The sequence below is a fragment of the Tardiphaga sp. GW822-FHT04G09 genome (assembly GCF_058800725.1).
In genome coordinates, this window is sequence record NZ_JBXAMO010000004.1 from 417171 (window position 1) to 440074 (window position 22904).

At 62.6% G+C, this 22904-nt stretch carries 25 protein-coding genes and 1 pseudogene; 17 read left to right on the forward strand and 9 right to left on the reverse strand.

All coding sequences use genetic code 11. The features are described 5' to 3' along the window. Positions 1 to 65: 65 nt before the first annotated feature. A pseudogene (locus AC1RLZ_RS11070) lies at positions 66 to 1091 on the reverse strand (amidohydrolase family protein); the annotation flags it as partial. Here AC1RLZ_RS11070 and AC1RLZ_RS11075 point away from each other — a divergent pair. Then, the gene (locus tag AC1RLZ_RS11075) at positions 1062 to 1370 is read left to right on the forward strand and encodes a hypothetical protein (protein WP_493188640.1); all 309 of its coding nucleotides are present in this window, start codon (positions 1062 to 1064) and stop codon (positions 1368 to 1370) included. The pseudogene AC1RLZ_RS11070 and the gene AC1RLZ_RS11075 sit on opposite strands and share 30 nt — an antisense overlap. On the opposite strand, the gene AC1RLZ_RS11080 is transcribed toward AC1RLZ_RS11075, so the two are convergent. Beyond that, the gene (locus tag AC1RLZ_RS11080; protein WP_493188641.1) at positions 1346 to 2992 is read right to left on the reverse strand and encodes an amidohydrolase; all 1647 of its coding nucleotides are present in this window, start codon (positions 2990 to 2992) and stop codon (positions 1346 to 1348) included. The genes AC1RLZ_RS11075 and AC1RLZ_RS11080 overlap by 25 nt on opposite strands. Positions 2993 to 3236: 244 nt before the next feature. Here AC1RLZ_RS11080 and AC1RLZ_RS11085 point away from each other — a divergent pair, with 244 nt between their 5' ends. Then, positions 3237 to 3620 (forward strand): nitrile hydratase accessory protein, encoded by a 384-nt coding sequence (locus AC1RLZ_RS11085; RefSeq protein ID WP_493188695.1) that lies wholly within the window; start codon positions 3237 to 3239, stop codon positions 3618 to 3620. 109 nt (positions 3621 to 3729) lie between these two features. Here the strand turns inward: AC1RLZ_RS11085 and AC1RLZ_RS11090 are convergent, their stop codons facing one another. After that, on the reverse strand, positions 3730 to 4932 hold the full coding sequence (locus AC1RLZ_RS11090) for a serine hydrolase domain-containing protein (RefSeq protein WP_493188696.1): 1203 nt from the start codon (positions 4930 to 4932) through the stop codon (positions 3730 to 3732). Positions 4933 to 5128: 196 nt separating this feature from the next. Next, positions 5129 to 5326, reverse strand: a complete 198-nt coding sequence (locus AC1RLZ_RS11095) for a hypothetical protein (protein ID WP_371423944.1) — start codon at positions 5324 to 5326, stop codon at positions 5129 to 5131. Between the two features lie 910 nt (positions 5327 to 6236). Between AC1RLZ_RS11095 and AC1RLZ_RS11100 the strand changes: the two genes are divergently transcribed. Together AC1RLZ_RS11100 and AC1RLZ_RS11105 are read left to right on the forward strand one after the other, a co-directional pair. Beyond that, positions 6237 to 6740, forward strand: a complete 504-nt coding sequence (locus AC1RLZ_RS11100; RefSeq protein ID WP_493188642.1) for a hypothetical protein — start codon at positions 6237 to 6239, stop codon at positions 6738 to 6740. A 35-nt stretch (positions 6741 to 6775) separates the two neighbouring features. Next, positions 6776 to 7108, forward strand: coding sequence for a GYD domain-containing protein (locus tag AC1RLZ_RS11105; protein ID WP_371423207.1), 333 nt, complete (start codon positions 6776 to 6778; stop codon positions 7106 to 7108). An 88-nt stretch (positions 7109 to 7196) separates the two neighbouring features. Here AC1RLZ_RS11105 and recQ read toward each other — a convergent pair whose 3' ends face one another. After that, positions 7197 to 9074 carry a DNA helicase RecQ gene (gene recQ / locus AC1RLZ_RS11110; protein WP_493188643.1) on the reverse strand — a complete coding sequence of 626 codons (1878 nt, stop codon included), beginning with the start codon at positions 9072 to 9074 and terminating at the stop codon, positions 7197 to 7199. Positions 9075 to 9286: 212 nt separating this feature from the next. Between recQ and AC1RLZ_RS11115 the strand changes: the two genes are divergently transcribed. The 3 genes from AC1RLZ_RS11115 to AC1RLZ_RS11125 all read left to right on the forward strand — a co-directional run bounded on the left by AC1RLZ_RS11115 (position 9287) and on the right by AC1RLZ_RS11125 (position 10873). Then, the gene (locus tag AC1RLZ_RS11115) at positions 9287 to 9610 is read left to right on the forward strand and encodes a hypothetical protein (RefSeq protein WP_371423209.1); all 324 of its coding nucleotides are present in this window, start codon (positions 9287 to 9289) and stop codon (positions 9608 to 9610) included. Between the two features lie 99 nt (positions 9611 to 9709). Continuing rightward, positions 9710 to 10054, forward strand: a complete 345-nt coding sequence (locus AC1RLZ_RS11120; RefSeq protein ID WP_493188644.1) for a RidA family protein — start codon at positions 9710 to 9712, stop codon at positions 10052 to 10054. Between the two features lie 3 nt (positions 10055 to 10057). Beyond that, positions 10058 to 10873: a beta-keto acid cleavage family enzyme gene (locus AC1RLZ_RS11125; protein ID WP_493188645.1), complete on the forward strand. Its 816-nt coding sequence runs from the start codon at positions 10058 to 10060 to the stop codon at positions 10871 to 10873. Between the two features lie 106 nt (positions 10874 to 10979). Here the strand turns inward: AC1RLZ_RS11125 and ilvD are convergent, their stop codons facing one another. Both ilvD and AC1RLZ_RS11135 read right to left on the reverse strand, forming a co-directional pair. Further along, positions 10980 to 12674: a dihydroxy-acid dehydratase gene (gene ilvD / locus AC1RLZ_RS11130; protein WP_493188646.1), complete on the reverse strand. Its 1695-nt coding sequence runs from the start codon at positions 12672 to 12674 to the stop codon at positions 10980 to 10982. A gap of 102 nt (positions 12675 to 12776) precedes the next feature. Beyond that, entirely contained in the window at positions 12777 to 13763 is a 987-nt protein-coding gene (locus AC1RLZ_RS11135; RefSeq protein WP_493188647.1) for an ABC transporter substrate-binding protein, read from the reverse strand. 48 nt (positions 13764 to 13811) lie between these two features. On the opposite strand from AC1RLZ_RS11135, the gene AC1RLZ_RS11140 reads away from it, so the two are divergent. The 4 genes from AC1RLZ_RS11140 to AC1RLZ_RS11155 all read left to right on the forward strand — a co-directional run bounded on the left by AC1RLZ_RS11140 (position 13812) and on the right by AC1RLZ_RS11155 (position 16445). Continuing rightward, positions 13812 to 13943 carry a hypothetical protein gene (locus AC1RLZ_RS11140; RefSeq protein WP_493188648.1) on the forward strand — a complete coding sequence of 44 codons (132 nt, stop codon included), beginning with the start codon at positions 13812 to 13814 and terminating at the stop codon, positions 13941 to 13943. Between the two features lie 89 nt (positions 13944 to 14032). Continuing rightward, entirely contained in the window at positions 14033 to 14929 is an 897-nt protein-coding gene (locus tag AC1RLZ_RS11145) for an NAD(P)-dependent oxidoreductase (protein WP_493188649.1), read from the forward strand. A gap of 10 nt (positions 14930 to 14939) precedes the next feature. Continuing rightward, the gene (gene denD, locus AC1RLZ_RS11150) at positions 14940 to 15908 is read left to right on the forward strand and encodes a D-erythronate dehydrogenase (RefSeq protein WP_493188650.1); all 969 of its coding nucleotides are present in this window, start codon (positions 14940 to 14942) and stop codon (positions 15906 to 15908) included. Between the two features lie 15 nt (positions 15909 to 15923). After that, the gene (locus AC1RLZ_RS11155; RefSeq protein ID WP_493188651.1) at positions 15924 to 16445 is read left to right on the forward strand and encodes an NUDIX hydrolase; all 522 of its coding nucleotides are present in this window, start codon (positions 15924 to 15926) and stop codon (positions 16443 to 16445) included. Here AC1RLZ_RS11155 and AC1RLZ_RS11160 read toward each other — a convergent pair. Both AC1RLZ_RS11160 and AC1RLZ_RS11165 read right to left on the reverse strand, forming a co-directional pair. Beyond that, positions 16423 to 16845: a glyoxalase superfamily protein gene (locus AC1RLZ_RS11160; protein WP_493188652.1), complete on the reverse strand. Its 423-nt coding sequence runs from the start codon at positions 16843 to 16845 to the stop codon at positions 16423 to 16425. The two genes, AC1RLZ_RS11155 and AC1RLZ_RS11160, sit on opposite strands and share 23 nt — an antisense overlap. A 67-nt stretch (positions 16846 to 16912) precedes the next feature. After that, the gene (locus AC1RLZ_RS11165) at positions 16913 to 17983 is read right to left on the reverse strand and encodes a methyl-accepting chemotaxis protein (protein WP_493188697.1); all 1071 of its coding nucleotides are present in this window, start codon (positions 17981 to 17983) and stop codon (positions 16913 to 16915) included. A 320-nt stretch (positions 17984 to 18303) separates the two neighbouring features. Here AC1RLZ_RS11165 and AC1RLZ_RS11170 point away from each other — a divergent pair, with 320 nt between their 5' ends. The 6 genes from AC1RLZ_RS11170 to AC1RLZ_RS11195 all read left to right on the forward strand — a co-directional run bounded on the left by AC1RLZ_RS11170 (position 18304) and on the right by AC1RLZ_RS11195 (position 22890). After that, the gene (locus AC1RLZ_RS11170; RefSeq protein ID WP_493188653.1) at positions 18304 to 18618 is read left to right on the forward strand and encodes a hypothetical protein; all 315 of its coding nucleotides are present in this window, start codon (positions 18304 to 18306) and stop codon (positions 18616 to 18618) included. 117 nt (positions 18619 to 18735) lie between these two features. Then, positions 18736 to 18936 carry a hypothetical protein gene (locus AC1RLZ_RS11175; RefSeq protein WP_493188654.1) on the forward strand — a complete coding sequence of 67 codons (201 nt, stop codon included), beginning with the start codon at positions 18736 to 18738 and terminating at the stop codon, positions 18934 to 18936. A 32-nt stretch (positions 18937 to 18968) separates the two neighbouring features. Continuing rightward, the gene (locus tag AC1RLZ_RS11180; RefSeq protein WP_371423220.1) at positions 18969 to 19265 is read left to right on the forward strand and encodes a DUF3303 family protein; all 297 of its coding nucleotides are present in this window, start codon (positions 18969 to 18971) and stop codon (positions 19263 to 19265) included. Between the two features lie 121 nt (positions 19266 to 19386). Beyond that, positions 19387 to 21258, forward strand: a complete 1872-nt coding sequence (gene htpG / locus AC1RLZ_RS11185) for a molecular chaperone HtpG (protein WP_493188655.1) — start codon at positions 19387 to 19389, stop codon at positions 21256 to 21258. Between the two features lie 62 nt (positions 21259 to 21320). Beyond that, the gene (locus tag AC1RLZ_RS11190) at positions 21321 to 21545 is read left to right on the forward strand and encodes a hypothetical protein (protein ID WP_089267813.1); all 225 of its coding nucleotides are present in this window, start codon (positions 21321 to 21323) and stop codon (positions 21543 to 21545) included. Between the two features lie 151 nt (positions 21546 to 21696). Continuing rightward, positions 21697 to 22890 (forward strand): ABC transporter substrate-binding protein, encoded by a 1194-nt coding sequence (locus AC1RLZ_RS11195; RefSeq protein ID WP_493188656.1) that lies wholly within the window; start codon positions 21697 to 21699, stop codon positions 22888 to 22890. The last annotated feature ends 14 nt before the right edge of the window (positions 22891 to 22904 follow it).

Genomic DNA, 22904 nt, shown 5'->3' on the forward strand with positions numbered 1-22904 from the left:
TAGACATGGCGGACCGCGCGCTCGGCGGCCGCATAGATCATGCTGCGGATAGGGTCGCGATGTGGCTGCATCATCGGATGGGTGACGTCGACCATCACGAGGTCTGCCTTGCAGCCGGCTTCGAGTTTGCCGATGTCGTCGCGGCCGAGCGCCTTCGCGCCGACCGTGGTGGCAGCCTCAAACAGACCGGTCGAATTCAGTCCGCGCGGATGCCCGGCCATGAGCCGCGAGGTCATGGTCACGTTGCGCATTTCCTCGATCATGTTGTGCGGATAGGTGTCGGTGCCGATCGCCACGGCGATGCCGGCAGCCCGATAGCGGCCGGCGTCGCGCAGCGCGATGCCGCGGCGCATGAATACGGTCGGGCAATGCGCGACGGTCGTCCCGGTCTCCTGCAGCAGCGCGAGATCGCGCCGCGTGTGCCACGGCGTCAGTGGGTGATCGTCGACGAAGATGGCGTGGCCGACCAGCGTTGTCGGGCCGAGCACGCCGAGTTCGCCGAGCCACTGGATCGGCGTCACGCCATGACGGCGGACGATCTCATGGAATTCCGACACCGACTGGCCGGCATGGGTCTGCCACGGAATGCCGCGGCGTTTGGCTTCGGCATAGCTGTCGCGCATCAGAGCGGGCGTACAGGTGTCGATCTGCGCCGGGCACATCATGCCGGAGAGACGGCCTGACGGATGCGCCTCCGCTGCGTCGATGACGGAGAAGGCATGCAGCATGGCGTCCTCGCCGGCCTTCTCGTTCCATTCGTAGTCGACCAGCGTGCCGTTCGGCGTGAACCAGCGCGCCGAGCGGAACATCGGCGCGAGGCAGACGCGCAATCCGCTCTCGGCGGCGAGATCGAGCCATTGCGGATGTGCAATCGAAAGATCGGCGACGGTGGTCACGCCGGAAAGCAGCAGTTCCGAATAGGCGACGCGGACGCAATCCGGCACGCCCTCCGGATCCGGGCGCAGGATCGGCATGTATTCGTAGAGCGATGAATTATAGAGCCCTGGCGAGCCGATCTCGTCGAGGAACCCCTTGTTGAGCGGTTCGCTGGACGGGTGTGAGTGGATATCGACCAGGCCGGGCATGACCATGAAGCCGCGGCCGTCGATGGTCTCATCAGCCTCGCCCTGATAGCTGCGGCCGGCAAAGACGATCCTGCCGCCGTCGAAAGCCACGTCACCGCCGGTGACATAGGTGTGGCTGTTCTGCGCAGCGTCCCATGCCACGACATAGTCGGCATTGCGGATGACCGTGATCGTCATGGCGATATTCCCCCTATGCGTTTGGCGCTTCAGCTCGATGTCGAGATCCGCACGATTGCACGGCGCAGCATCTCGCGCGCTCCTTATTCGGCTGCGACCGCGATCTGACCGAGCCTGTCGAAGACGACGTCGCCACCCAGAATGGTGAGGTCGCAGCGGGTGTCCGTCTCGACCTCATCGGGCGCGCAGCTGAAGACGTCGTGGCTGAGCACGGCGATATCCGCGAGCTGGCCCGGCACAAGGCGGCCGACACGCTCTTCGGCGAATTGCGTATACGCCCCGAAATAGGTGTAGGCGTGGATGGCTTCTGCCATCGACAGCTTCTGCCCTTCGCCCAGCAATGTATGTCGGTTGGACATGCGCGTCGTCATCGTGAACAGGTTCTTGAACGGATCGGTGGTGGAGACCGGCGCATCCGAGCTTGCTGCCGGATGCAGACCTGCGTCGAACCACTTGCGCATGGGATAGGCGACGTCGGTGCGGGCCTGGCCGAGATTGGTGATGTAGAGATCGCCGAATTCATACATGAAGACCGGCTGCGGCACCGGATCGATGCCCGATGCAGCCATGCGTGCGATCTGGCCGTCGCTGAGGAAGCCGCAATGTTCGATGCGATGGCGGCGGCCGAGGATCGGCTTCTCCGCCGTCGAGGCTTTCTCGATCCCTGACAGCACCTGCTCGATGGCGGCGTCGCCGATGGCGTGGATGGCGAGCTGGTAGCCGAGATTGTGATAATGCGCGAGATAGTCGTGCATTTCCTTGTCGGTGTAGCAGAAGATGCCGCGGTTATCGGGATCGCCGACCAGATACGGCTCGCTCATCGCGGCGGTGAGGCCGCCGGCGCTGCCGTCGCCGAACACTTTCATCGCGCCGTAGCGCAGCATGCCGACCTCGCGCCCGAAGCGATAACCCGCGGCATGTGCCTGATCGCCGATGCCGTCGGTATTGCCATAGATGCAGACCCAGGTGCGGATCGGCAGCGCGTTCGATTTCGCGAGATGCTCATAGGCATCGATCTCGTCCATGCCTGCGGACATGCCGACGGCGGCGTCCATCACGCTGGTGAAGCCCTGCGACAGCATGAAGCGGCCGGCGCGGTCGATCGCGTCGCGCAGGCGCTCGGCGCCCGGCTTCGGAGCGGCATCGACGATCAGGCGCAGCGCGCGTTCCGCGAGCAGGCCGGTGAGCTTGTTGTCGCGGCGCTCGATCATGCCGCCATCGGGCTGCGGCGTGTTGTGGCCGATGCCGGCCGCGCGCATCGCCTGGGTGTTGATCACGGCGACATGGCCACAGGTGCGCTTGAGATAGACCGGATTGTTCGGTGCAACCTGATCGAGCTCTTCGGCAGTGGGGTGGCGCTTTTCCGCGAGTTCGTAATGGTCGTAGCCGCGGCCATTGATCCATTCGCCGGGCTTGGCGGTCCTGGCCTGTTCGGCGACGCGGCGCAGGATCTCGCCGATGCTGTTGGCACCGGTCTCCGGCCGCAGGTTGATTTCGGTCATGGTCAGGCCGAGCGGCAGCAGATGCATATGCGCATCGTTCAGGCCCGGGATGGCGGTGCGGCCGGCGAGTTCGATGATGCGCGTCTCCGGGCCGGCAAGCTCGGCGATGGTCGCTGCGCTGCCCGTGGCCAGTACGCGTCCCGATGCGATCGCGATGGCTCCGACGAAACCTTCGTTGAGACCACAGAACACGCGTCCTCCGGTCAGGATGAGGCTCGGCTTTTCCATTGCTACTCTACCTTTTATTCACGGAATCGATTGCAGCGACGGGTACGCCAGAAATAATCAGCGGAGCAAGATCGCAGATTGTGCAGTGTGAGCCTGCAGACGGGGCAACGTGCGGCATATCGCGCTTTATGCTGGAATTTTTCTCGCAGGACAGGAATTGGACACCTGCCATGCGCGTCACGCAGCGACATTTGCGTGAGGCGCGCGTCGGTGTAGGATTCTCCGAATGTCCGGAGTCGATGTGATGACGACCAATACTCAAGCTGCAACCCGTGCGACGGTCGAAATCCCGAGCATCCCCCGTGACGCCGAGGGTCCGGTGTTTCGCGAGCCGTGGGAGGCCCAGGCCTTTGCCATGGCCGTGACGCTGCATGAGCGCGGCGTGTTCACCTGGCCGGAATGGGCTGCGGCGCTGGCTGCCGAGATCAAGCGCGCCCAGGCCGGTGGCGATGCCGACACCGGCGAGACCTATTACCGACACTGGCTGGCGACGCTGGAAAATCTGATCGCCGAGAAGGGCGTGACGACGGCGGATGCGCTGCATCGCTATCGTGATGCGTGGGATCACGCCGCCGATCGCACGCCGCATGGCCAGCCGATCGAACTGACGCCGGCGGATTTCCATTAGCCGTAGGATGGGTAGAGCGCAGCGAAACCCATCGACTCCCTGCGCGACAGTTGATGGGTTTCGCTTCGGCGCTGTGCGCCTGCGCTCTCCCCATCCTACGCGCTGAAAACTACGCCAGCGCCTTCACCAGTGCATTGAAGAACGCATTGTCCGCCACCGCCGGGTTCACCATCGTCGGTGGCTTCGACCGCGCGCTCAGCACCGCGCAGATCACGCGATGCTTCGGGTTGATATAGAGCATCTGCCCGAAGATCCCGCGTGCGGTGAAAGCGCCGTCATCGAGCGAGCCGTCCGCGCCCGGTACGATCCACCACATATAGCCGTAATCGACGCGCTGGCCGTTGATCTCACGCGCGGCGCCGGCCGCACGCATCCAGCCTTCCGGCAGCACGCGCTCTCCATCAATCACGCCGTCGTCGAGAATGAAACGGCCGAAGCGTGCATAGTCGCGCAGGGTGGCGAACAGGCCGCTGCCGGCGACCTCGAGGCCATCAGGGGCTTCCAGCCACCAGCATCCATCAGCTTCCATGCCGAGCTTCGACCAGATCTTCTCGGAGAGATAATCGCTCAGCCATTTGCCGGTGGCGGCCTTCACCAGCGCGCCGACCACATGGGTGTCTCCGGTCGAGTAGCACCATTGCGTGCCGGGCGCCGCGGCGCGCGGACGCTCCGCCATGTAGCGCATGATGGCGCCGGGCTGCTGGGCCACCTGCAATTCGAGCATCTTGCGGCGTTCGGACTGCGCGTCGGTCTGGTCGTCGCTCCAGCGCACGCCTGACGTCATCTGCATCAGCGTTTTCACGCTGACCCCCTCGAAGGCGGTGCCGGAAAATTCGGGAAGATAAGTCACCAGCGGATCGTCGACGCTCTTGATGTACCCGTCCTGGATGGCAGCGCCGATCAGTGTGGTGCTGAAAGATTTCGCCATCGACATCGACAGCCAGCGTGTCGATGCCTCAATACCGAGATCGTAATGTTCGAGCAGAACCTCGTCGTCCTTCATCACCAGAATTCCGGCGACGCGGTTGCGCGAGACATAGTCGTAGATGTCGTAACTCGCGCCATTGGAGACGATCGGAAAGTCAGGCAGCGTGTGCTTGCTATAGATCAGTGGCCGCACCGGCGCGCCCGCCTTGATGGTGCGGGTCGCGAAATTCATCTCGGGCGTGACGAAGGTCCGCAGGTGATCGATCGGCATCGACTTGCCGGCATAGGATCTGACGATCGCGTCGGTTGCAGTCGGGGTCTCTGTCGCGGAAGCCTGACGAATGGTGCTGCCGGCTTCGCCTGCACCCGGCGCCTCATGTGTCACAGTCAACGGTCTGTCCTGTATCTTCGGGCGCGTCGATACGCCTGCAGATTTACTATGGCAGGGCAGAGGGGCTGTCGAGGGTGCAGAGGTTGAAACGCGCGGTGCGCCGGGATCGCCGGCGAGTCCCGCTGATCTCGGGATCACCTGCGCATCACGCTGATTTACGTCAAATCGTTCCGGTGTCCTGATGCGACAATCAGCGGACCGCCGTGGTGTTCGAGCTGGTGAGCGCGGTCGGCTGGCCGGCCTTGATGATCCGGGCCGTCTGGGTGCCGTCGCTGGTGCCCGTGCGGGCGGCGATGCCGAAAGCTGCAACCGCGATGCCGGCAACCAGGGCGACAACGACGATCTTCAGATGCGTGCTGCGGTCTGCGCTGTGGATCGAGTGGTTCATGGCGGCCTCCTGCCGTCTACGCGGCTACCTGTTGCGTGGACGTGTAGTCCCGGCCGGTTTCCAGCCGATGGCGTCCATGTAGAAAATTGTTTCGTGGATGCGGAGATTTGTTTCGTCGCGTAACCGGATACGTACGAGCAGAGCGTTTCAGGTCGGTCGGCGGTACTGCGTCACCCCTATTGTTCGAGGCCGGGGAATGACGCGTGTGGCCGGGATTGCCTCAAACATTTTTTCCTATCTCTATTGACAACATCCCCATCTTGATTATTTTCCCCTTCGTCCCGCCCCACCGAGAGGGGCGATCGCGATCGTCACGATTGCGGGGCGGGATGCGGTGGACGCCGGAGATGCGGCGTCACGGGATGTGTGGGGTACCGGCTGTCTGCGGGCAGGCCGCATCGCCTGTGGTCAGGATACCACTGGGACAGGCGCACGGCTTGCCTTCGGATGGAACGGGCCCGCGGATCAAGTGACGGACGACCAGATTCGAAACGCGTCCGGCCCAAGAGCTGCGCTCCCCCGGCCCTGTCGCGCAGGGCCAAACAAGGGTGACCTTGATCGGTTGCTTGGGCAAGCATCGGCAAGTCGACAAAACACCGCAGGCGGAACGTCGGGCAGTCGCCCGTGCTTTCCGAAAGTCCTGATGCATATCCTTGCGGAAGACCGCATCGGCATCAGGCCCAGGGGTGCATCGGGCACCCGGCGTTCCGCACGCCCTCTCACAAGGGGGCGGGAAGGAATGCGCAAAACTCGGACGCGCAAGCGCCGCGAGAATGCGAACACATGTTTTCAACTCACCGTAGCACCGGCGGTCAGCCCCGCTCAATTTAGGTAAGCACTGCTGCTTGTCATTGTGGAGGACGGACCTAAAAACTCCCCCCGTGAAGATCATGGGCAGACGAGGATCAGAATGATCATCAAGCCCAGCACATCATGGCACAGCCGCTCGCCCCTCAGCAGGTTGGCGCACGTCCTCGAACGGATCGGACTCGCTTTGCTCGGGGCTGCCTGCGGGTTGTTCGTTGCCGAGGCCAGTCGCTTCATCGACCTCATTGGTTCGGGTGAAGCCGTGCTCGCCATGATCATTTACGGAGCTGTCGGCTTCTATCTCGGGATCGATCTGCCCCAGATTCCTCCGGATTACCGCACGCGTCTGCCGCAATGGCGCGGGCTGGGCAACAGTGCGGATATGGTGGAGCTGCTCACTGCGGCCGGTACTTTCATAACGTCGGTGACGGCTATCACGTCAGTCTCCAGTATCATTCTGGGCGAAACAATGGGTGCCCGCACGGCTGGCATCATCTGCGTGAGCTGGGCAATCGGCGCCACCATGCAGATCGCCGCCGGTATCATCGCGCGAATAACGTTGGGCCGTGCCGTGAAAAAGGCGAAGCTCGCGCTCTTCTTCCGGTGAAAGGTCAGGACCATCTCGACTGACGGAGTTCGAACATGCCGCTCTATATGTATCAGGCTGCCTACACGCCGGAATCATGGGCCGCGCAAATGAAGAATCCACAAAACCGCGTTGAATCTGTTGGACGGCAGACGACGGAGGTAGTCGGAGGACAATTGATCGGTGGTTGGTATTGCCTCGGCGAATATGACGTGATGCTGATCGCCGATGTGCCGGATATCGAGAGCATGGCGGCCATCGCCGTTGCGATCGCGGCCGGTGGCGCCATCAAGTCCAGCCAGACGACGGCATTGATGACCGGGGCAGAACTTGTGGCGGCCCTGAAGAAGTCGGGGGCCGTCATCAAGGGTTACAAGCCTGCCCGATAGACATCGGTGGCTTTGATCGCCCGAATTGGACCGAGCCCATTGACCTTTTGATGCTGGAGACGTTCGTGCTCCGGGCGCAGAACCGCTGCTATTGTCCCGGCGTCGCATTCACCAGAGCGAGAATCTCCGCGCCGTAATGTTCCAGCTTCTTGTCGCCGATCCCCGGGATTTCGCGAAGCTGGTCGAGCGTTGTGGGATGCGCGCTTGCGATGCCGTCGATGGTGGCGTCGTGCAGCACGACATAGGCGGGCACGTTGCGCTTCTTCGCCACTTCGGAGCGCCAGGCGCGCAGCACGGCGAGCAGATCGGGATTGGCATTGTCGCTGCGCGGTGCCGCGAGATCACCGCGGCGGGATTTGCTGCGCGGGGCACGGCCGGTGCCGCCGGTTTCCTCGCGGAACATCAGCTCGATCTCGCCCTTCAGCACACCGCGCGCTTCTTCGGTGAGCTTCAGCGCATTGAACGCGTCCGCATCCGCATAGAGAAAGCCGCGCGCCACCAGTTGCCGCATCACCGCACGCCATTGCTTCTCGGTGAGCTCGCCGCCGATGCCGAAGACCGAGAGCTTGTCGTGGCCGAATTGCTTGACCTTGTCGGTGAGGCGGCCGATCAGCACGTCCACCAGATGCATGGCACCGAATTTCTGCCCCGTACGATAGGCGCAGGACAAGAGCTTCTGCGCGGCGACGCTGCCGTTCCAGACCTTGGGCGGCGTCAGGCAATTATCGCAATTGCCGCAGCGCGTGCCGGTGGTCTCTTCGCCGAAGTAACCCAGCAGCCGCGTGCGCCGGCAATCGACGGTCTCGGCGAGGCCGACCAGCGCATCGAGCTTGCCGATGGACACGCGCTTGAAGGTCTCGGAGCCGGTGGACTCGTCGATCATGCGGCGCTGCTGCACGATGTCGGACAGGCCATAGGCCATCCAGGCATTGGACGGCTTGCCGTCGCGGCCGGCGCGGCCGGTCTCCTGATAATAGGCCTCGATGCTCTTCGGCAGATCAAGATGGCAGACGAAACGCACGTCGGGCTTGTCGATGCCCATGCCGAAGGCGACGGTGGCGACGATCACCACACCGTCTTCATTGATGAAGCGGTCCTGATTGGTCTCGCGCAGGCGCGCGTCGAGACCGGCGTGATAGGGCAATGCGAGAATGCCCGCCTTGTTCAATGCGGCTGCGGTGTCCTCGACCTTGGCGCGCGACAGGCAATAGACCACGCCGGCTTCGCCGGAATGCCGGTCGCTGATGAAAGCCTGCAACTGCTTCTGCGCGTTGGTCTTGTCGACGATTTCGTATTTGATGTTGGGCCTGTCGAAACTCGCCACGAAATTCGGGGCGTCGTCGAGACCCAGCCGCTGCACGATCTCCTGCCGGGTCAGATCGTCGGCGGTGGCCGTCAGCGCGATGCGCGGAACGTTCGGGAACCGTTCGGCGATGACCGAGAGGCCGATATATTCGGGCCGGAAGTCGTGGCCCCATTGCGCCACGCAATGCGCCTCATCAATGGCAAAGAGGGCGATCCGGGCACGGCCGAGCATTGCGAGGCAGCGCGGTGTGACCAGCCGCTCCGGCGCGACATAGAGAAGGTCGAGTTCGCCGGCGAGCAATTGCCGCTCGACCTCGTTGGCTTCGTCCCAGGAGAGCGTGGAATTCAGCACCGCCGCCTTGACGCCCGCTTCGAGGAGGCCAGCGACCTGGTCGCGCATCAGCGCGATCAGGGGCGACACGACGATACCGCAGCCCGGGCGCAGCAGGGATGGCAACTGATAACACAGGGACTTGCCGCCGCCGGTCGGCATCAGCACCAGGCAATTGCCGCCATCGGTCACGTGGCGAACAATATCTTCCTGCGCACCGCGAAACCCCGGCAGGCCGAACACCGAATGCAGCACGGAAAGTGCGTCCGAGGTCTGGAACGCGTCTGGCTGATTTTTCGATTGACGCGAGGCGCCGGCGGGAACGGACATGGCGCAGGTCTATTCCTGATTCGCCGGTCGCGTATATCCTGGGGGATGCGTCGTTCCCTGGGAAAATGGGCATTTCGCGGGGAATGTCTCAGTCCCTGACATCGCGACGTTTCGCCTTGATCGCGCCGCTTTACCCCTGTCGATGAACCGGTCTAAGACAGGACAGCGCAAGCGCGCCGGCGTCGCTGCAATCGGGCAAAAAGAAAAGCCGTATGCCATTCATTTTGCGAATCTTTTCATGGCTTCTGAACCGTCGTCGCGGACCCAGGATCCGTTGGCTGGCGGCCAATGAGAATGCCGCGCGAAAAGCACGCCGGAAATTCAGGAAGGGGCCGAAATCCGCGATCCTGTCCCATGTCATCGCGCATCGGCCGCCGGTGACGCTGGTGGGGCGGCTGCCCGCGGTCGAAATCTGGAACCTGTCCGATCCGAAGCGTGTCGCGCTGTTATATCTGCAGCATGGCCGCCGGTTGCGGCTGCCGGCACCAAAGGCGCTGATGGACGATGCGGTGAAGCGGGCCCGCGCCGCGGAATAGAGCAGCTCTCGTTTGCCGGACTGCGGACACCCTTGACGCACGTTCCCTGAGCGGGGAAGGTTCGCGCGTTTCCACGTTCCAGCAATGAAAGACTTCTGCATGATCAAGCGTCTCGGTCCCGGCAAGCGTCTCAGCCAGGCTTCCATCCATGGCAACACCGTCTATCTCGCCGGTCAGGTTCCCGATGAATATAGCGGCGACGTCAAGACGCAGACCAAGCAGGTGCTCGACAAGATCGACGCGCTCCTCAAGGAAGCCGGCACCGACAAGAACAACATCCTCAGCGCCACCGTCTGGCTGCCGAATATCAACGATCGCGATGCCATGAACACGATCTGGGATGCGTGGGTGCCCGACGTCGGTCCGGCACGCGCCTGCGTCGAGTCGAAGCTCGCCGACCCTGCCATCAAGGTCGAGATCGCCGTCATCGCAGCGATTCCGTAAGCGATGTCACCCGTTGCCATTGCGGTCGCCCCCAACGGCGGCCGCAAGGTCAAGGCCGACCATCCCGCCGTGCCGCTGACGCCGGCGGAGCTGGCGGTGGCGGCCGCGCATTGCTGTGAGGCAGGTGCGGCCATGATCCATGCTCATGTCCGCAATCCCGATGGCAGTCATCTGCTCGATGCGGCGGCCTATCGGGACGCCATCGCGGCCATCCGCAGCGCAGTTGGCGACAGGCTCGTGATCCAGATCACCTCCGAGGCGCTCGGCAAATACACGCCCGCGCAGCAGCGCGCCGTGGTGCAGGCGGTGAAGCCGGAAGCGGCGTCGCTGGCGCTGCGCGAACTGGTGCCCGATGCCGGCGAGGAGCAGGCCTTCGCCGATCTTCTCGGCTGGATGAAGCGCGAGCGCGTGACGCCGCAGATCATTCTCTACGATGCGCAGGATGCCATCAGGCTGGCCGAGTTTCGCAAGCGCGGGCTGGTGCCGTTCGAGAAGCTGCCGGTGCTGTTCGTGCTCGGCCGTTATACGGCGGGGCAGACATCAAGCCCGGCCGATCTGTTGCCGTTCGTGGATGGTGCTGCGCCAAAATTCGAGCATTGGAGCGTCTGCGCCTTCGGTGCGCAGGAGACCGCCTGCGTCACCGCGGCCGCATTGCTCGGCGGCCATATCCGCGTCGGCTTCGAGAACAACGAGTTGTTGCCGGATGGCTGCCGCGCCAAGGGCAATCAGGATCTGGTTGCCGCCGCGCGACGCGCGATCGAGGCGGTTGGATTGAAGCACGCGACGGCGGATGAGCTGCGCGCCGCAACGGCAGAGTAATCCACGCGCCGCGCATTCTTCCTTCTCCCCGCTCTGCGCGGGGAGAAGGAGCGCACTGCCGGCGCCAAGATGACTTATTCCTACGATTACTTCCTCAAACCACCACTCACTCGAACCACGGCCATTCCGCGCCGCCATCATGGGTGACGGCGCCGCCCGGTGCCTGGCCCACGAGCCTGGCATATTTCGCCAGCGCACCGGCGCGGTGCCGCGGCGGGCGCTGGGTCCATGCGGCCTTGCGCGCCGCAAACTCCGCCTCACTGATCATCAAATCCAACCGCTTCGCCGGGGCATCGATGCGGATCGGATCACCATCGCGCACCAGCGCGAGTGGACCGCCGATATAGGCCTCCGGCGAGACATAGCCGATGCACATGCCGCGCGTTGCGCCGGAGAAGCGGCCGTCGGTGATCAGCGCGACCTTCTCGCCCATGCCTTGGCCGTAGATGAGCGCGGTGACTCCGAGCATCTCGCGCATACCGGGGCCGCCGACCGGACCCTCGTTGCGGATGATCAGCACGTCGCCTTCCTTGTAGCTGCGATCCTTCACGGCGGCGACGCAGCTCTCTTCATCCTCGAACACGCGCGCCGTGCCCTCGAACACCGTCTTCTTCAGGCCGGCGACCTTGATCACCGCGCCATCGGGCGACAGATTGCCCTTCAGCACCGCGACGCCGCCATCCGGCTGGATCGGCTTCGATGAACTGTAGATGATCTCGCCATCGGCCTTGTTGGCGTTGCCGTATTCTTCCGCGATGGTTCGGCCGGTGATGGTGATGCAGGAGCCATCGATATGGCCGCTCTCGACCAGTGCACGAATGACGACCGCCGTGCCGCCGATGTCATGGACATCCTTGGCGACATATTTGCCACCGGGCCGCAGGTTGCCGATCAGCGGCGTGCGGGCGAACACCTCACCGACATCGTCGATAGTGAATTTGATGCCGGCCTCATTGGCGATGGCCGGCAGATGAAGTGCGGCATTGGTCGAGCCGCCGGTGGCAGCGACGATGGCGGCGCCGTTCTCCAGCGACTTGCGTGTGACGATATCGCGCGGTAGCGGGCCATTGTTGCGCAGCATGTCCATCACCAGACGTCCGGCGCGCCGGGCGAATTGTGCGCGCTCCGCATAGACGCCGGGGATCATCGAGACATTGGGCATGGTGATGCCCAGCGCTTCGGAGACCATCGCCATGGTATTGGCGGTGAACTGGCCGGCGCAGGCGCCGATGGTCGGCAGACACGCGCGTTCGATGGCGTCCAGCTCCTGCTTGTCGATATCGCCGGTCATGAAGGCGCCGACGGCCTCATAGGAATCCAGCGCGGTCAGCGTCTTGCCTTTGTGCAGTCCCGGCAGCGAGCTGCCGCCATAGATGAAGATCGACGGTACGTTGCAGCGGACCATGCCCATGATGACGCCGGGCAGCGTCTTGTCGCAGCCGCCAAAGCCGATCAGCGCATCATAAGCGAGGCCGTGCATTACGGCCTCGATGGAGTCGGCAATGATCTCGCGCGAGAGCAGCGAGAACTTCATGCCCTCGTGGTTCATGCTGATGGCGTCGGAGACGGAGATGGTCGAGAACTCGCGCGGCGTGCCGCCGGCTTCGGAAATGCCGGTCTTGGCAGCATCGACCTGAAAGTCGTGGGTCATGTTGCAGGGCGTCTGCTCGCCCTTCATCGATACGACGCCGATCATCGGCCTCGCGATCGCCTCGTCGTCGAGACCCATGGCGCGCATGAAGGCGCGGTGCGGGGCACGGTCGAGGCCGTCGGTGGTCACGCGGGATCGCAATTTTTTCATCACTCGTATCTTTCGGTTTCTTGGTCTTGTCGTCGAATGCATTGAGGCCACGCCGCGGGGCGTGGCCTCAGGACATCATATAACGAGATGCCGCGTTTTGCCTTACTGGATCGGCGCCACGATGGTTGGGTGCTTGAACTGCATCACGTCCATCTTCGGCAGCATGCCGGCCTCCTGGTAGATGTCGAGCATCTTCTGCATTGCCGGGAAGTTCGGCGCGGCACCGGGATCCCTGGCGAAGTCATTGTCCTTCAGCAGATAGGTCTCGAGCACCGGGATCGGCGCCTTCATGACTTCGTTGACGACCTTCAGCGTCTCTTCGCGGTTGGCGAGCGCCTTTTTCATGCCAAGGGTGATGTCGGCGACATATGCCTTGGCGATTTCCGGGTTTTTGTCGACGAAATCGGCGCGGCAGGCTTCGAGGATGTGCACGATGTTCGGCATCGCCTCGTTCAGCGAGAATAGCTTGCGCGTGCCGCCCTTGGCTTCCATGCGCGCGGCGAAAGGCTGGTTCATGTTGATCGCATCGACGCGGCCCTGACGCAAGGCATCCTCGGAAGCGGCGAAGCCGATTTCGATCAGCTTGACGTCCTTCTCGGGATCGACGCCTGCCCCCTTCAGCAGCATCTTGAACGGTCCATAGGTGCCGCCGCCGATGACGGAGATGCCGATATTCTTGCCCTTGAGATCGGCGATGGTCTTGATCGGCGAGTCGTCCTTCACGGCCCAATAGACCGAGAAGCTGCCGGGTTTTTCCGACACGTGCTGCGCGACGATATAGGCCTTGAGGTTGCCGCCGGTGACGCCGTTGGCGAGCGACAGTACGCCCTGGGTGGCGCAGTCCAGCGCGCCGGCGGCGAGCGCCTGCGTCATCGGCGAGGTGCCCTGAAACTGGGTCCATTCGATATTGTAGGTCTTGCCGAGATTGGTGAATTCGGTCGGGCGCTTCATCATCCAGTATTTGGATTCTTCGGCCGGAATGGTCCAGCCGACCCTGATGGTCGGGATCGTCTGCGCCTGCGCTGCGCCCGACAGGGCTCCCACCGCGAGAGCCGCCGCCATCAGCCACTTCGAAGAACCCAGCTTCATGCTCGCTCGCTCCGTTTGATGATGGCCAAACATGGCCATGAATGGATGATGGCCGAACTTGCCACCTGGAAAGCCCGTTGTTCTGAAGCCTTTCATGCTTCAAATATTCTGGCAAGCGAGGTCCGTGCCCAACATTCATTCGTGCTGTGGCGCAACATTTGGCAGGCCCGCTGGCGCTGATATCGTCGTTGCTGCGGCTGCGGACGCGGCGTAGATAGCTCGCAGATGCGAGCAGCGTGGCTCGGCAGCAGAAGGACAGCGACGTCAAAATGGCGGAAGCAGCAGGCGATAAACAGAAGCTTGGTTACCTCGGCCTCGGCCTGATGGGACTGCCGATGACCAAACGGTTGCTGGGTGCCGGCTACGATGTGGCTGTGTGGAATCGCTCGCCGGGCAAGGTCAATGCTCTGCTAGAGGCCGGCGCGAAAGCTGCCGCCAGTCCACGTGATGTCGTCGCGCATGCCAGCATCATCTTCATGTGCCTCACCGATGCATCGGCGGTGGAGGAAGTGGTGTTCGGCGACAACGGCCTATCCGGCGCCGATGGCAACGGCAAGCTGGTCGTCGATTTCTCCTCGATCCATCCGGACAAGGCTAGGTCCATCGCAGCGCGGCTGAAGGCCGCGAATGGGATGGGCTGGATCGATGCGCCGGTGTCAGGCGGCACCAAGGGCGCTGAGGAAGCCACGCTGGCGATCATGGCCGGCGGCGACGCTGCCGATGTCGAGCGCGTGCGTCCCTATATTCTGGCGATGGCGCGCAACTTCACGCATATGGGACCGACCGGCGCCGGGCAGATGACCAAGCTCTGCAACCAGGTGATTGTCGGTTGCGCCATGGCCGTTCTGGCAGAAGCGACGCGACTTGCCGTGAATGCCGGCATTGACGCCAAACGCCTGCCGGAAGCGCTCGCGGGCGGCTTTGCGGATTCGATCCCGTTGCAGCTGTTCGTGCCGCGCATGGCGCAAGGCATTCACTCGCCGCCGCTGGGCCACATCCACACGATGCTGAAGGATCTCGATACGGTGGTCGATGTGGCACAGGACACATCGACGCCGGTACCGATGGCCGCGCTCGCGGCGCAGATTTTCCGCATGGGCAAGGCGGTGCGCGGTGCCGATGCCGATGCGCTGGAGATCTACAAGCTGTCAGCACCCAAAGAGTGAAGATCAATAAATGAAGGTTCTGGTGATTGGCGCGGCCGGCATGATCGGCCGCAAGCTCTGCGAGCGGCTGCTCAAGGACGGTCATGTCGGCGGTGGGGAAATCGGCGATCTGGCGATGGCCGATGCGGTCCCCAGCGATCTGGTCGGCGCGCGCAGCATCATGGTCGATCTCGCAAAACCGGATGCGCCGGCAGCACTGCTGGCGTCAAAGCCCGATCTGATCTTCCATCTTGCTGCGGTCGTCTCCGGCGAAGCCGAGCAGAATTTCGACAAAGGCTACGCGGTCAATCTCGACGGCACGCGCAATCTGTTCGAGGCGATCCGCGCGATGGGTGACGGTTATCGCCCCCGCATCGTCTATACATCGTCCATCGCGACCTTCGGCGCGCCTTATAACGGACCGATATCGGACGAGTTCTTTCACACGCCGCTGTCGAGCTACGGGACGCAGAAGGCGATTTGCGAATTGCTGCTGGCGGACTATACGCGCCGGGGTTTCTTCGACGGCGTCGGAATTCGCCTGCCGAACATCTGCGTGCGGCCCGGTAAACCCAATGCTGCCGCGTCGGGTTTCTTCTCCAATATCATCCGCGAGCCGCTTGCCGGGCGCGAGGCAGTGCTGCCGGTAACCGACGACGTCGGGCAGACACATGCCAGTCCGCGCGCGACGACGGAATTCCTGCTTCATGGTGCGACGCTCGACAGCGCCCAGCTCGGCGCACGCCGCACCGTGATGACGCCCGGCGTGCGGGCATCGGTCGCCGACATGATCGCGGCGCTACGCCGCGTCGGAGGTGACAGTGTTGTGACACGCATCAAGCATGTGCCAGATCCCGCCACTATGGCGATGGTTGCGGGATGGCCCACGATGTTCGATACCAAACGTGCACTGGCGCTGGGTTTCCAGCCGGAACCGGATTTCGATTCCATCATTCATGCCCATATCGAGGATGACCTCGATGGCGTCTTTGTGCGTTAGCGGTTAAGGACAATCATGGCGCGCGATATCATCATGGCGGCGGGAGGCATTGTCGTACAGCGGGGTGAGACGCCGCTATTTGCCGTGGTGTGCCTGCGCAAGCGTGGCGACTGGGTTTTGCCGAAAGGCAAACTCGACAATGGCGAGACGCCGCGCGATGCGGCCGAGCGCGAGGTGCTGGAAGAGACCGGCCACGCCGCGTCGGTGCATGATTTTCTTGGTACACTGGCCTATCCACTCGGCGAACGGACCAAGGTTGTACATTTCTGGCATATGGAGGCCGCGCCCGCGCCATCACGCAAGCTGATGAAGGACATCAGTGAAGTCGCGTGGCTGCCATTTGATGCCGCTCTGGCGCGGCTGACGCGCAGCCATGAATACGCGTTCCTCGCGCAGGTCGGGCCCATGGCGCTGGCCGCAGCAAGCACGGCGCCGGTCGTCGATGGTGAGCCGGTGCGGCCGGTTGCCGCGGGGCCTGTCAGCGTGCGGCGTGACACGGGATTCTTCGCGAAGATCAGGAACTGGCTGAACGGGTAAGTTCTCTCGTTGCAGCGATGGCTGAAGCGACAGGCTCAGTGCATGTTGGTTGCGTCGTCGAAGCGCAGCACATTGCCGAACGGGTCGGTGATCTTCGGGGCCGTATCGGTCGGATCAGGGCGCGCAAAACGGGCCTGCTTGTCGTTGAGTTCCTTCGCGAAGGACGCAATATTGCTGCCGCGATATAGACAACGCTGCCCGGTGTGCCATCGCCATAGTGTTCGCTGAGATGCAGCTTCAGGCCGCCGCGCGACACCTGCATATAGAGCGGGAAGTCTGGTCCGTAGCGATGTTCCCAGTCGATCGCAAAGCCGAGGAAGTCGACATAGAACTCCTTCGCCTTGGCGATGTCGTAGATACGCAGCACCGGGATTGCCGGCTCGAAGGCGACGTCGGTCATCGTTGTCTCCCGCTTGTAACGTGCGGGAGATTATCGCAGCGAATCCGTCATTGACTAGATCGTGCGCCTACGCCCCGCGCATGATCACGCCGTACCAGCCGAGACCTTTGTAAGTCTCATAGCCTGGCGTGGCGTGGAAGGCGACGAGGCCTCCCGAGCGGTCGTGATAGAAGCCGCTGCGACGGCCGTTCAGAGCCAGCGCGATGCGTTCGCTGAGCAGGCCCTGTCCGTCCGACGAGGCGATCACCCGCATGTTCGAATCCACCAGCAGCACGCGGGTCTTGTCGTCGTCGACGCGCACGCCTTCGACGATGGCGCGCGCCTGGGCTTCCCAGTCGAAATGAATCGCGAGCACGCCGATGGCGCGACCATTGGCCTTGCCGCCCTCGCGCACGCTGGCGCAATAGGTCGCGACCTGCGCATTGTCCAGGAGCGGCTGGCGCTCGACGTCGCCCGCGGTGTAATCGTCGCCGGAGCGCAGGGTGCGGGCATCGCGAAACCAGGCGGTGCCGGCGATGTTCTGGCCCCGTACATTGAAACGGTCACCACGGCCGCTGGCGACGACATTGCCGTTGAGATCGCAGAGCCACAAATCGAGATAGACGGTATAGGCACCGAGAATCACTGCGAGGCGCTCCGATACATGCGCGACGGTGGCATCGCTCGGCGCGGCCGCGCAGTCGACCACGGCGGAGTCGGTCGCCCACCAGCGCACGTCGCAGGTGCGTTCATAGAGATTGCGGTCGATCAGCTCGATGGCATTGAGAGACAGGTCGATCATGCGTTCGCCGCGCGAGCGTTCGGTCATCTTCTCGATCGACGCCATCAGGCTGCCGGTGCGCGCGGTGAGCTGGGATTCCAGATCGCGCGCGATGGTCTCGACCTGCTGGCCGACATTGCGCACTTCCTGCGCCACCACGGCGAAGCCGGCGCCCTGCACACCGGCGCGCGAGCTTTCGATCAGTGCGTTGAGCGCCAGCATCTTCATCTGGTTGGTGATGTGCTGGATCGACCTGGTCTTCTCGCAGGCGATCTCGTTGACCTCGGCGGTCAAGCGCCGGATCAGTGCAGAGATATCGGAGCTGTCGTCGGTCACATCAGTCGCATTGGCATGCGCAGAAGTGTTGCTGCGGTTCATTGCCAAGACCATTGTTGCATCCCCGTTGACAGCAACCAGTTACCTCTCGGTTATCGCCCGGTCATGGTTAATCCGAGCTTAATTTTCCGTGCTGCGGGCGGTGGCAACCGTGCACGAATAAGCGGCAGGAACGCGCAACAGGCAGTCTCATTGCGTCTGATCGCGCGTGGACCACGTTCGCAGGAAGTTCGGCGCCCCTGACCGCACAAATTAGGGCGTCATTAGTGATGCTTACGCACATGCTCCCGATTGTTGTGCCGAACAACACGATATCAACCAGACTCGGGCAGGCTCAGGGTTTCATAGGCTGAGCCATTGTGATGAGCGTTCTCGAAGACCTGACCGGTGCGACCACGTCGGAAATATCCGACGAACTGATCTTTCTGATCGCCTCGGCCTCCAGTCCCGAGCAGCGCAAATATGCGGCTGACCTGTTTCGCTATTTCGCCAAACAGCTCGAATTCGAGTCCTATCGGCGCGGGCAGCAGAGCATGGCCGTTCCACAACTTCCGTCGCCGGCCATGATCATCGATGCGACGCCCGAACAGGACGAGGCGCCGGCGATCCAGCCGTCTGACGACCCTTGTGAGGACCTGTCCGTCAGCCTGATCCCGCCGGTGCGCTGGCGGGATTGACGGCGGCGCGACAGTTTTACGTCAGATCCGTTGCTTCCTAACGATTGGCTTAACCATTCGCAGGCCAAATAGTCGCGAGTGATTCGAGCGTTGCAATCGTGAAGAGTGGGCGTCCCAGTGAGTGTAGTTATTCCCTTCCCCATGCGTGCGGTGGCCCCCCAGGCCGATGAGTGCGAAATCGATCTGCTGAGCGCCGTCGATCTGGCAATCCGCGATCTCCGTGAAATCTCCCAGACCGCCAATGACATCGCGCAGGCACGTGCGCGTGAATGCCTGGCCATGCTGGAAAGCGCCTATCACGGCGCCCTGCAGGGCTGACGCATTCTGATTCAGAGAAGAGAAAATCAGCGATGCTGTTTCTGGTGATCTCGAATCCACGCGCGGATCGTCCGTCCGACATGGCGGCAAGCCGGCAAAGCTTCTGGCCGTGGATGGCGGGGTATCAGGCGTCTGGCATCTGCCAGCACATCTACCCCCGCGTCGGCCGCGGCGTGGTCGTGGTGTTCAAGGTTGACAGCAATGATGTGCTGCATCGCATCCTGAATGAATGGGCCGATATCATTCCGGCGCAATTCGAGGTCTATCCGCTGGTCGATCGCGATGCGACGGCGAAGCTGCTGGCATCGCAGGTCGCGGCTTCAAAATAAGGTCCCAGCTACAGTTCCCGACCCGTCATTTCGCGCCGAATCCATCGCCTGATGCCATGGACTCGGCAAATCCGCGTCGCTATATGCGTCGTCTCTCCCTTACCAGTATCGGGTACTTTCCATGACGACCACTGATACCGCTGCACCCGTTTCCCAGCCGTTCCAGGCCGAAGTCGCTGAATTGCTGAACCTGATGGTTCACTCAGTCTATTCCGAGACCGACATCTTCCTGCGCGAGCTGGTCTCCAACGCGTCGGATGCCTGCGACAAGCTGCGCTACGAGGCGATCGCGAACCCGTCGCTGATCCCCGACGGCCAGTCGCCCAACATCACGATCGTTCCGGACAAATCAGCCAATACCCTGTCGATCGTCGATACCGGCATCGGCATGGATCGCCAGGAGTTGATCGACAATCTGGGCACCATCGCGCGTTCCGGCACCAAGTCGTTCCTGTCGCGCCTCACCGAAGCCAAGGATGGCTCGAACCTGATCGGCCAGTTCGGCGTCGGCTTCTATGCGGCCTTCATGGTGGCCGAGAAGATCGTCGTCACCAGCCATCGCGCCGGTACCCACGATGCCTTCACCTGGACCTCCACCGGCGGCGCCGGTTTCGGGATTGGCCAGGTCGCTGACGGCATGAGCGTGCCGACCGGCACGTCGATCGTGCTGCATCTAAAGGACGACGCGAAGAAGTATCTCGAAACCTACGAGATCGAGCGCATCGTGTCAGCCTATTCGGACAACATCCAGTTTCCGATCATGCTCAAGGACGGCGATGCCGAGCCGCGCCAGATCAATTCGGCGAGCGCGCTGTGGCAGCGCTCCAAGTCGGAACTGAAGCCGGAAGACTACAGCGCGGCCTACAAGTCCATTGCGCATGCCTATGACGAACCGGCGATGACGCTGCATTACCGCGCAGAGGGCCGCTATTCCTATGCGGTGCTGCTGTTCGCGCCGTCGCAGAAGCCGTTCGACCTGTTCGAGCCGAACCGCAAGGGCCATGTGAAGCTCTATGTCCGCCGCGTGTTCATCACCAATGATGCGGATCTGCTGCCGTCCTATCTGCGCTTCATCCGCGGCGTGATCGATGCCGAGGATCTGCCGCTGAACCTGTCGCGTGAGATGCTGCAGAACAATCCGCAGCTGACGCAGATCAGAAAGGCCGTAGCCACCCGCGTGATCGGCGAGCTTGAGACGCTCAGCGAGAAGGACGCCGAGACTTTTGCCAAGATCTGGGACGCTTTTGGCCCGGTGATCAAGGAAGGCATCTATGAAGACTTCGAGCGCCGCGAGAAACTGCTGGCGCTGTCGCGTTTCACCACGACATCAGGCGAGAAGCGCTCCCTGAAGGACTATGTCGCCGACCTGAAGCCGAACCAGACCGAGATCTATTACCTCGCCGGCGACAGCCTCGATCGTCTGAAGTCGAATCCGAAGCTGGAGGCCGCCAAGTCGCGGGGCATCGAGGTGCTGCTGCTGACCGACGCTGTCGACGCGTTCTGGAGCTCGGCGCCGCTCGATTTCGACGGCAAGCCGCTGAAGTCGCTGAGCCAGGGCGAGGTCAATCTCGACCTGATCCCGCGCATTGATGAAGACGCGACCAAGGACGAGCCGAAGACCGAGACCGACGAGGCCGCGACCATAGCCGTCATCAAGGAAGCGCTCGGCGAGCGCGTCTCCGACGTGAAGGCCTCGACCCGCCTGACCAGCTCGGCGTCGTGTCTGGTTGCCGGCGGTGCCGGCCCGGACCGCGAGCTGGAGCGCATGCTGGCGATGCAGAACAGAGGCTCCGTGACCAAGCCGATCCTGGAGATCAATCTGCGCCATCCGCTGGTGGCGAAGATTGCGGGCGCCGACAAGGCGGCTGGCGGCGAGGCGTCGGATATCTCGTTCCTCCTGCTCGAGCAGGCGCAGATTCTCGACGGCGAATTGCCGGAAGATCCTGCGGCCTTTGCAAACCGTCTCAACCGGCTGGTGCTGCGCGGGCTGTGATCGCTGACCATTCACGGCGCGGGGCGTTGGTCCCCGCGCTTTTGATGCCAAGGAATTCCACCATGAGCACCGTCTTCGAAAAACTCATTGCGAAATACGCCGAGCGCGGCGATTTCGAGCGCCTGCAGGGTTATCGGGACGATCGTCTGGCCATCCTGAAGAGCATTCAGGATGGGACATACGAGAAGATGCACCTGATCTCCGACACCGATCCTGTCTCGATGGTCGCGGAGATCGAGCGGGAACTCGCCTGTATCGACGCCGCGCTGAAAAAGCGCATGCAGTGACCGCGCGCGTGCGTTGCAGCAATCGTCGTTGGGCGTGGTCTTGAACTAACGCAAAGCTGATCTGCACATTTCGGCTAAGTCGAAAGATTATCTGGTTCGTCCCGAGCTTCTCACATAGCGTGCGCCCAAATTGAAAATCTGGGAGGCATTGATGAAATTCGGACGGTTGTCGACGGCTGCTGTGTGCGGTCTTCTTTTTGCAACATCGGCTTCGGCGCAAGGCGTCAAGATCGGCATTCTCAACGATCAGTCCGGCGTCTATGCCGATTACGGCGGCAAATATTCGGTCGAAGCCGCGAAGATGGCAATCGAGGATTTCGGCGGCGAGGTGCTCGGCAAGAAGATCGAACTGGTCACCGCCGATCACCAGAACAAGCCCGATCTCGCCGTCTCCATCGCGCGGCGCTGGTACGACGTCGAAGGCGTCGACATGATCACCGAACTCACCACCTCGTCGGTGGCGCTGGCGGTGCAGGAACTGTCCAATCAGGAAAAGAAGATCGACATCGTGGTGGGCGCGGCCTCGTCGCGCGTCACCGGCGATGCCTGCACGCCCTATGGCTTCCACTGGTCGTTCGATACGCGTGCCTTGGGCGTCGGCACCGGCGGCGCGCTGACCGAAGCCGGTGGTGATACATGGTTCTTCCTCACGGCGGACTATGCCTTCGGCTATTCCCTGGAGAAAGACACCGGTGACATCGTGAAGTCCAAGGGCGGCAAGGTGCTCGGCGCCGTTCGCCATCCGCTGAACTCGTCTGACTTCTCGTCGTTCCTGCTACAGGCTCAGGCTTCCAAGGCCAAGGTCATCGGCCTTGCCAATGCCGGCCTCGACACCACCAACGCCGTGAAGCAGGCGGCTGAATTCGGAATTGTCGCCGGCGGCCAGAAACTCGCGGGCCTCCTGCTGACGCTGGCCGAAGTCAACGGCCTCGGGCTACAGGCCGCGCAAGGCCTGGTGCTGACGGAATCGTTTTACTGGGATCGCGACGACAAATCCCGTGAGTTTGCCGATCGCTTCTTCAAGCGCACCCAGCGCATGCCAAACATGATCCAGGCCGGTACCTATTCGTCGACGCTGTCCTACCTCAAGGCGGTGAAGGCAGCCGGCACAAAGGATTCCGACGCGGTCGCCAAGAAGCTCAAGGAACTCCCGGTTGACGACGCCTTCGCCCAGGGCGGCAAGGTGCTTGCCAATGGCCGCATGGTGAAGGACCTCTATCTGTTCGAGGTCAAGAAGCCGTCGGAATCGAAGAAGCCGTGGGACTACTACAAGCAGCTCGCCGTGGTGCCCGGCGACAAGGCCTATCCGACCGCAGCCGAGAGCGGTTGTCCGCTGACGAAGTAAGCTTCGCTTCCTTA

What these genes read in the sequence shown, in the direction of transcription:
- AC1RLZ_RS11080 (WP_493188641.1), bottom strand. Translation starts at nt 2,992, where the DNA reads ATGGAAAAGCCGAGCCTCATCCTGACCGGAGGACGCGTGTTCTGTGGT.
- AC1RLZ_RS11085 (WP_493188695.1), top strand. Translation starts at nt 3,237, where the DNA reads ATGACGACCAATACTCAAGCTGCAACCCGTGCGACGGTCGAAATCCCG.
- AC1RLZ_RS11095 (WP_371423944.1), bottom strand. Translation starts at nt 5,326, where the DNA reads ATGAACCACTCGATCCACAGCGCAGACCGCAGCACGCATCTGAAGATC.
- AC1RLZ_RS11100 (WP_493188642.1), top strand. Translation starts at nt 6,237, where the DNA reads ATGATCATCAAGCCCAGCACATCATGGCACAGCCGCTCGCCCCTCAGC.
- AC1RLZ_RS11105 (WP_371423207.1), top strand. Translation starts at nt 6,776, where the DNA reads ATGCCGCTCTATATGTATCAGGCTGCCTACACGCCGGAATCATGGGCC.
- recQ (WP_493188643.1), bottom strand. Translation starts at nt 9,074, where the DNA reads ATGTCCGTTCCCGCCGGCGCCTCGCGTCAATCGAAAAATCAGCCAGAC.
- AC1RLZ_RS11115 (WP_371423209.1), top strand. Translation starts at nt 9,287, where the DNA reads ATGCCATTCATTTTGCGAATCTTTTCATGGCTTCTGAACCGTCGTCGC.
- AC1RLZ_RS11120 (WP_493188644.1), top strand. Translation starts at nt 9,710, where the DNA reads ATGATCAAGCGTCTCGGTCCCGGCAAGCGTCTCAGCCAGGCTTCCATC.
- AC1RLZ_RS11125 (WP_493188645.1), top strand. Translation starts at nt 10,058, where the DNA reads ATGTCACCCGTTGCCATTGCGGTCGCCCCCAACGGCGGCCGCAAGGTC.
- ilvD (WP_493188646.1), bottom strand. Translation starts at nt 12,674, where the DNA reads ATGAAAAAATTGCGATCCCGCGTGACCACCGACGGCCTCGACCGTGCC.
- AC1RLZ_RS11135 (WP_493188647.1), bottom strand. Translation starts at nt 13,763, where the DNA reads ATGAAGCTGGGTTCTTCGAAGTGGCTGATGGCGGCGGCTCTCGCGGTG.
- AC1RLZ_RS11140 (WP_493188648.1), top strand. Translation starts at nt 13,812, where the DNA reads ATGGCCGAACTTGCCACCTGGAAAGCCCGTTGTTCTGAAGCCTTTCAT.
- AC1RLZ_RS11145 (WP_493188649.1), top strand. Translation starts at nt 14,033, where the DNA reads ATGGCGGAAGCAGCAGGCGATAAACAGAAGCTTGGTTACCTCGGCCTC.
- denD (WP_493188650.1), top strand. Translation starts at nt 14,940, where the DNA reads ATGAAGGTTCTGGTGATTGGCGCGGCCGGCATGATCGGCCGCAAGCTC.
- AC1RLZ_RS11155 (WP_493188651.1), top strand. Translation starts at nt 15,924, where the DNA reads ATGGCGCGCGATATCATCATGGCGGCGGGAGGCATTGTCGTACAGCGG.
- AC1RLZ_RS11160 (WP_493188652.1), bottom strand. Translation starts at nt 16,845, where the DNA reads ATGACCGACGTCGCCTTCGAGCCGGCAATCCCGGTGCTGCGTATCTAC.
- AC1RLZ_RS11165 (WP_493188697.1), bottom strand. Translation starts at nt 17,983, where the DNA reads ATGAACCGCAGCAACACTTCTGCGCATGCCAATGCGACTGATGTGACC.
- AC1RLZ_RS11170 (WP_493188653.1), top strand. Translation starts at nt 18,304, where the DNA reads ATGAGCGTTCTCGAAGACCTGACCGGTGCGACCACGTCGGAAATATCC.
- AC1RLZ_RS11180 (WP_371423220.1), top strand. Translation starts at nt 18,969, where the DNA reads ATGCTGTTTCTGGTGATCTCGAATCCACGCGCGGATCGTCCGTCCGAC.
- htpG (WP_493188655.1), top strand. Translation starts at nt 19,387, where the DNA reads ATGACGACCACTGATACCGCTGCACCCGTTTCCCAGCCGTTCCAGGCC.
- AC1RLZ_RS11190 (WP_089267813.1), top strand. Translation starts at nt 21,321, where the DNA reads ATGAGCACCGTCTTCGAAAAACTCATTGCGAAATACGCCGAGCGCGGC.
- AC1RLZ_RS11195 (WP_493188656.1), top strand. Translation starts at nt 21,697, where the DNA reads ATGAAATTCGGACGGTTGTCGACGGCTGCTGTGTGCGGTCTTCTTTTT.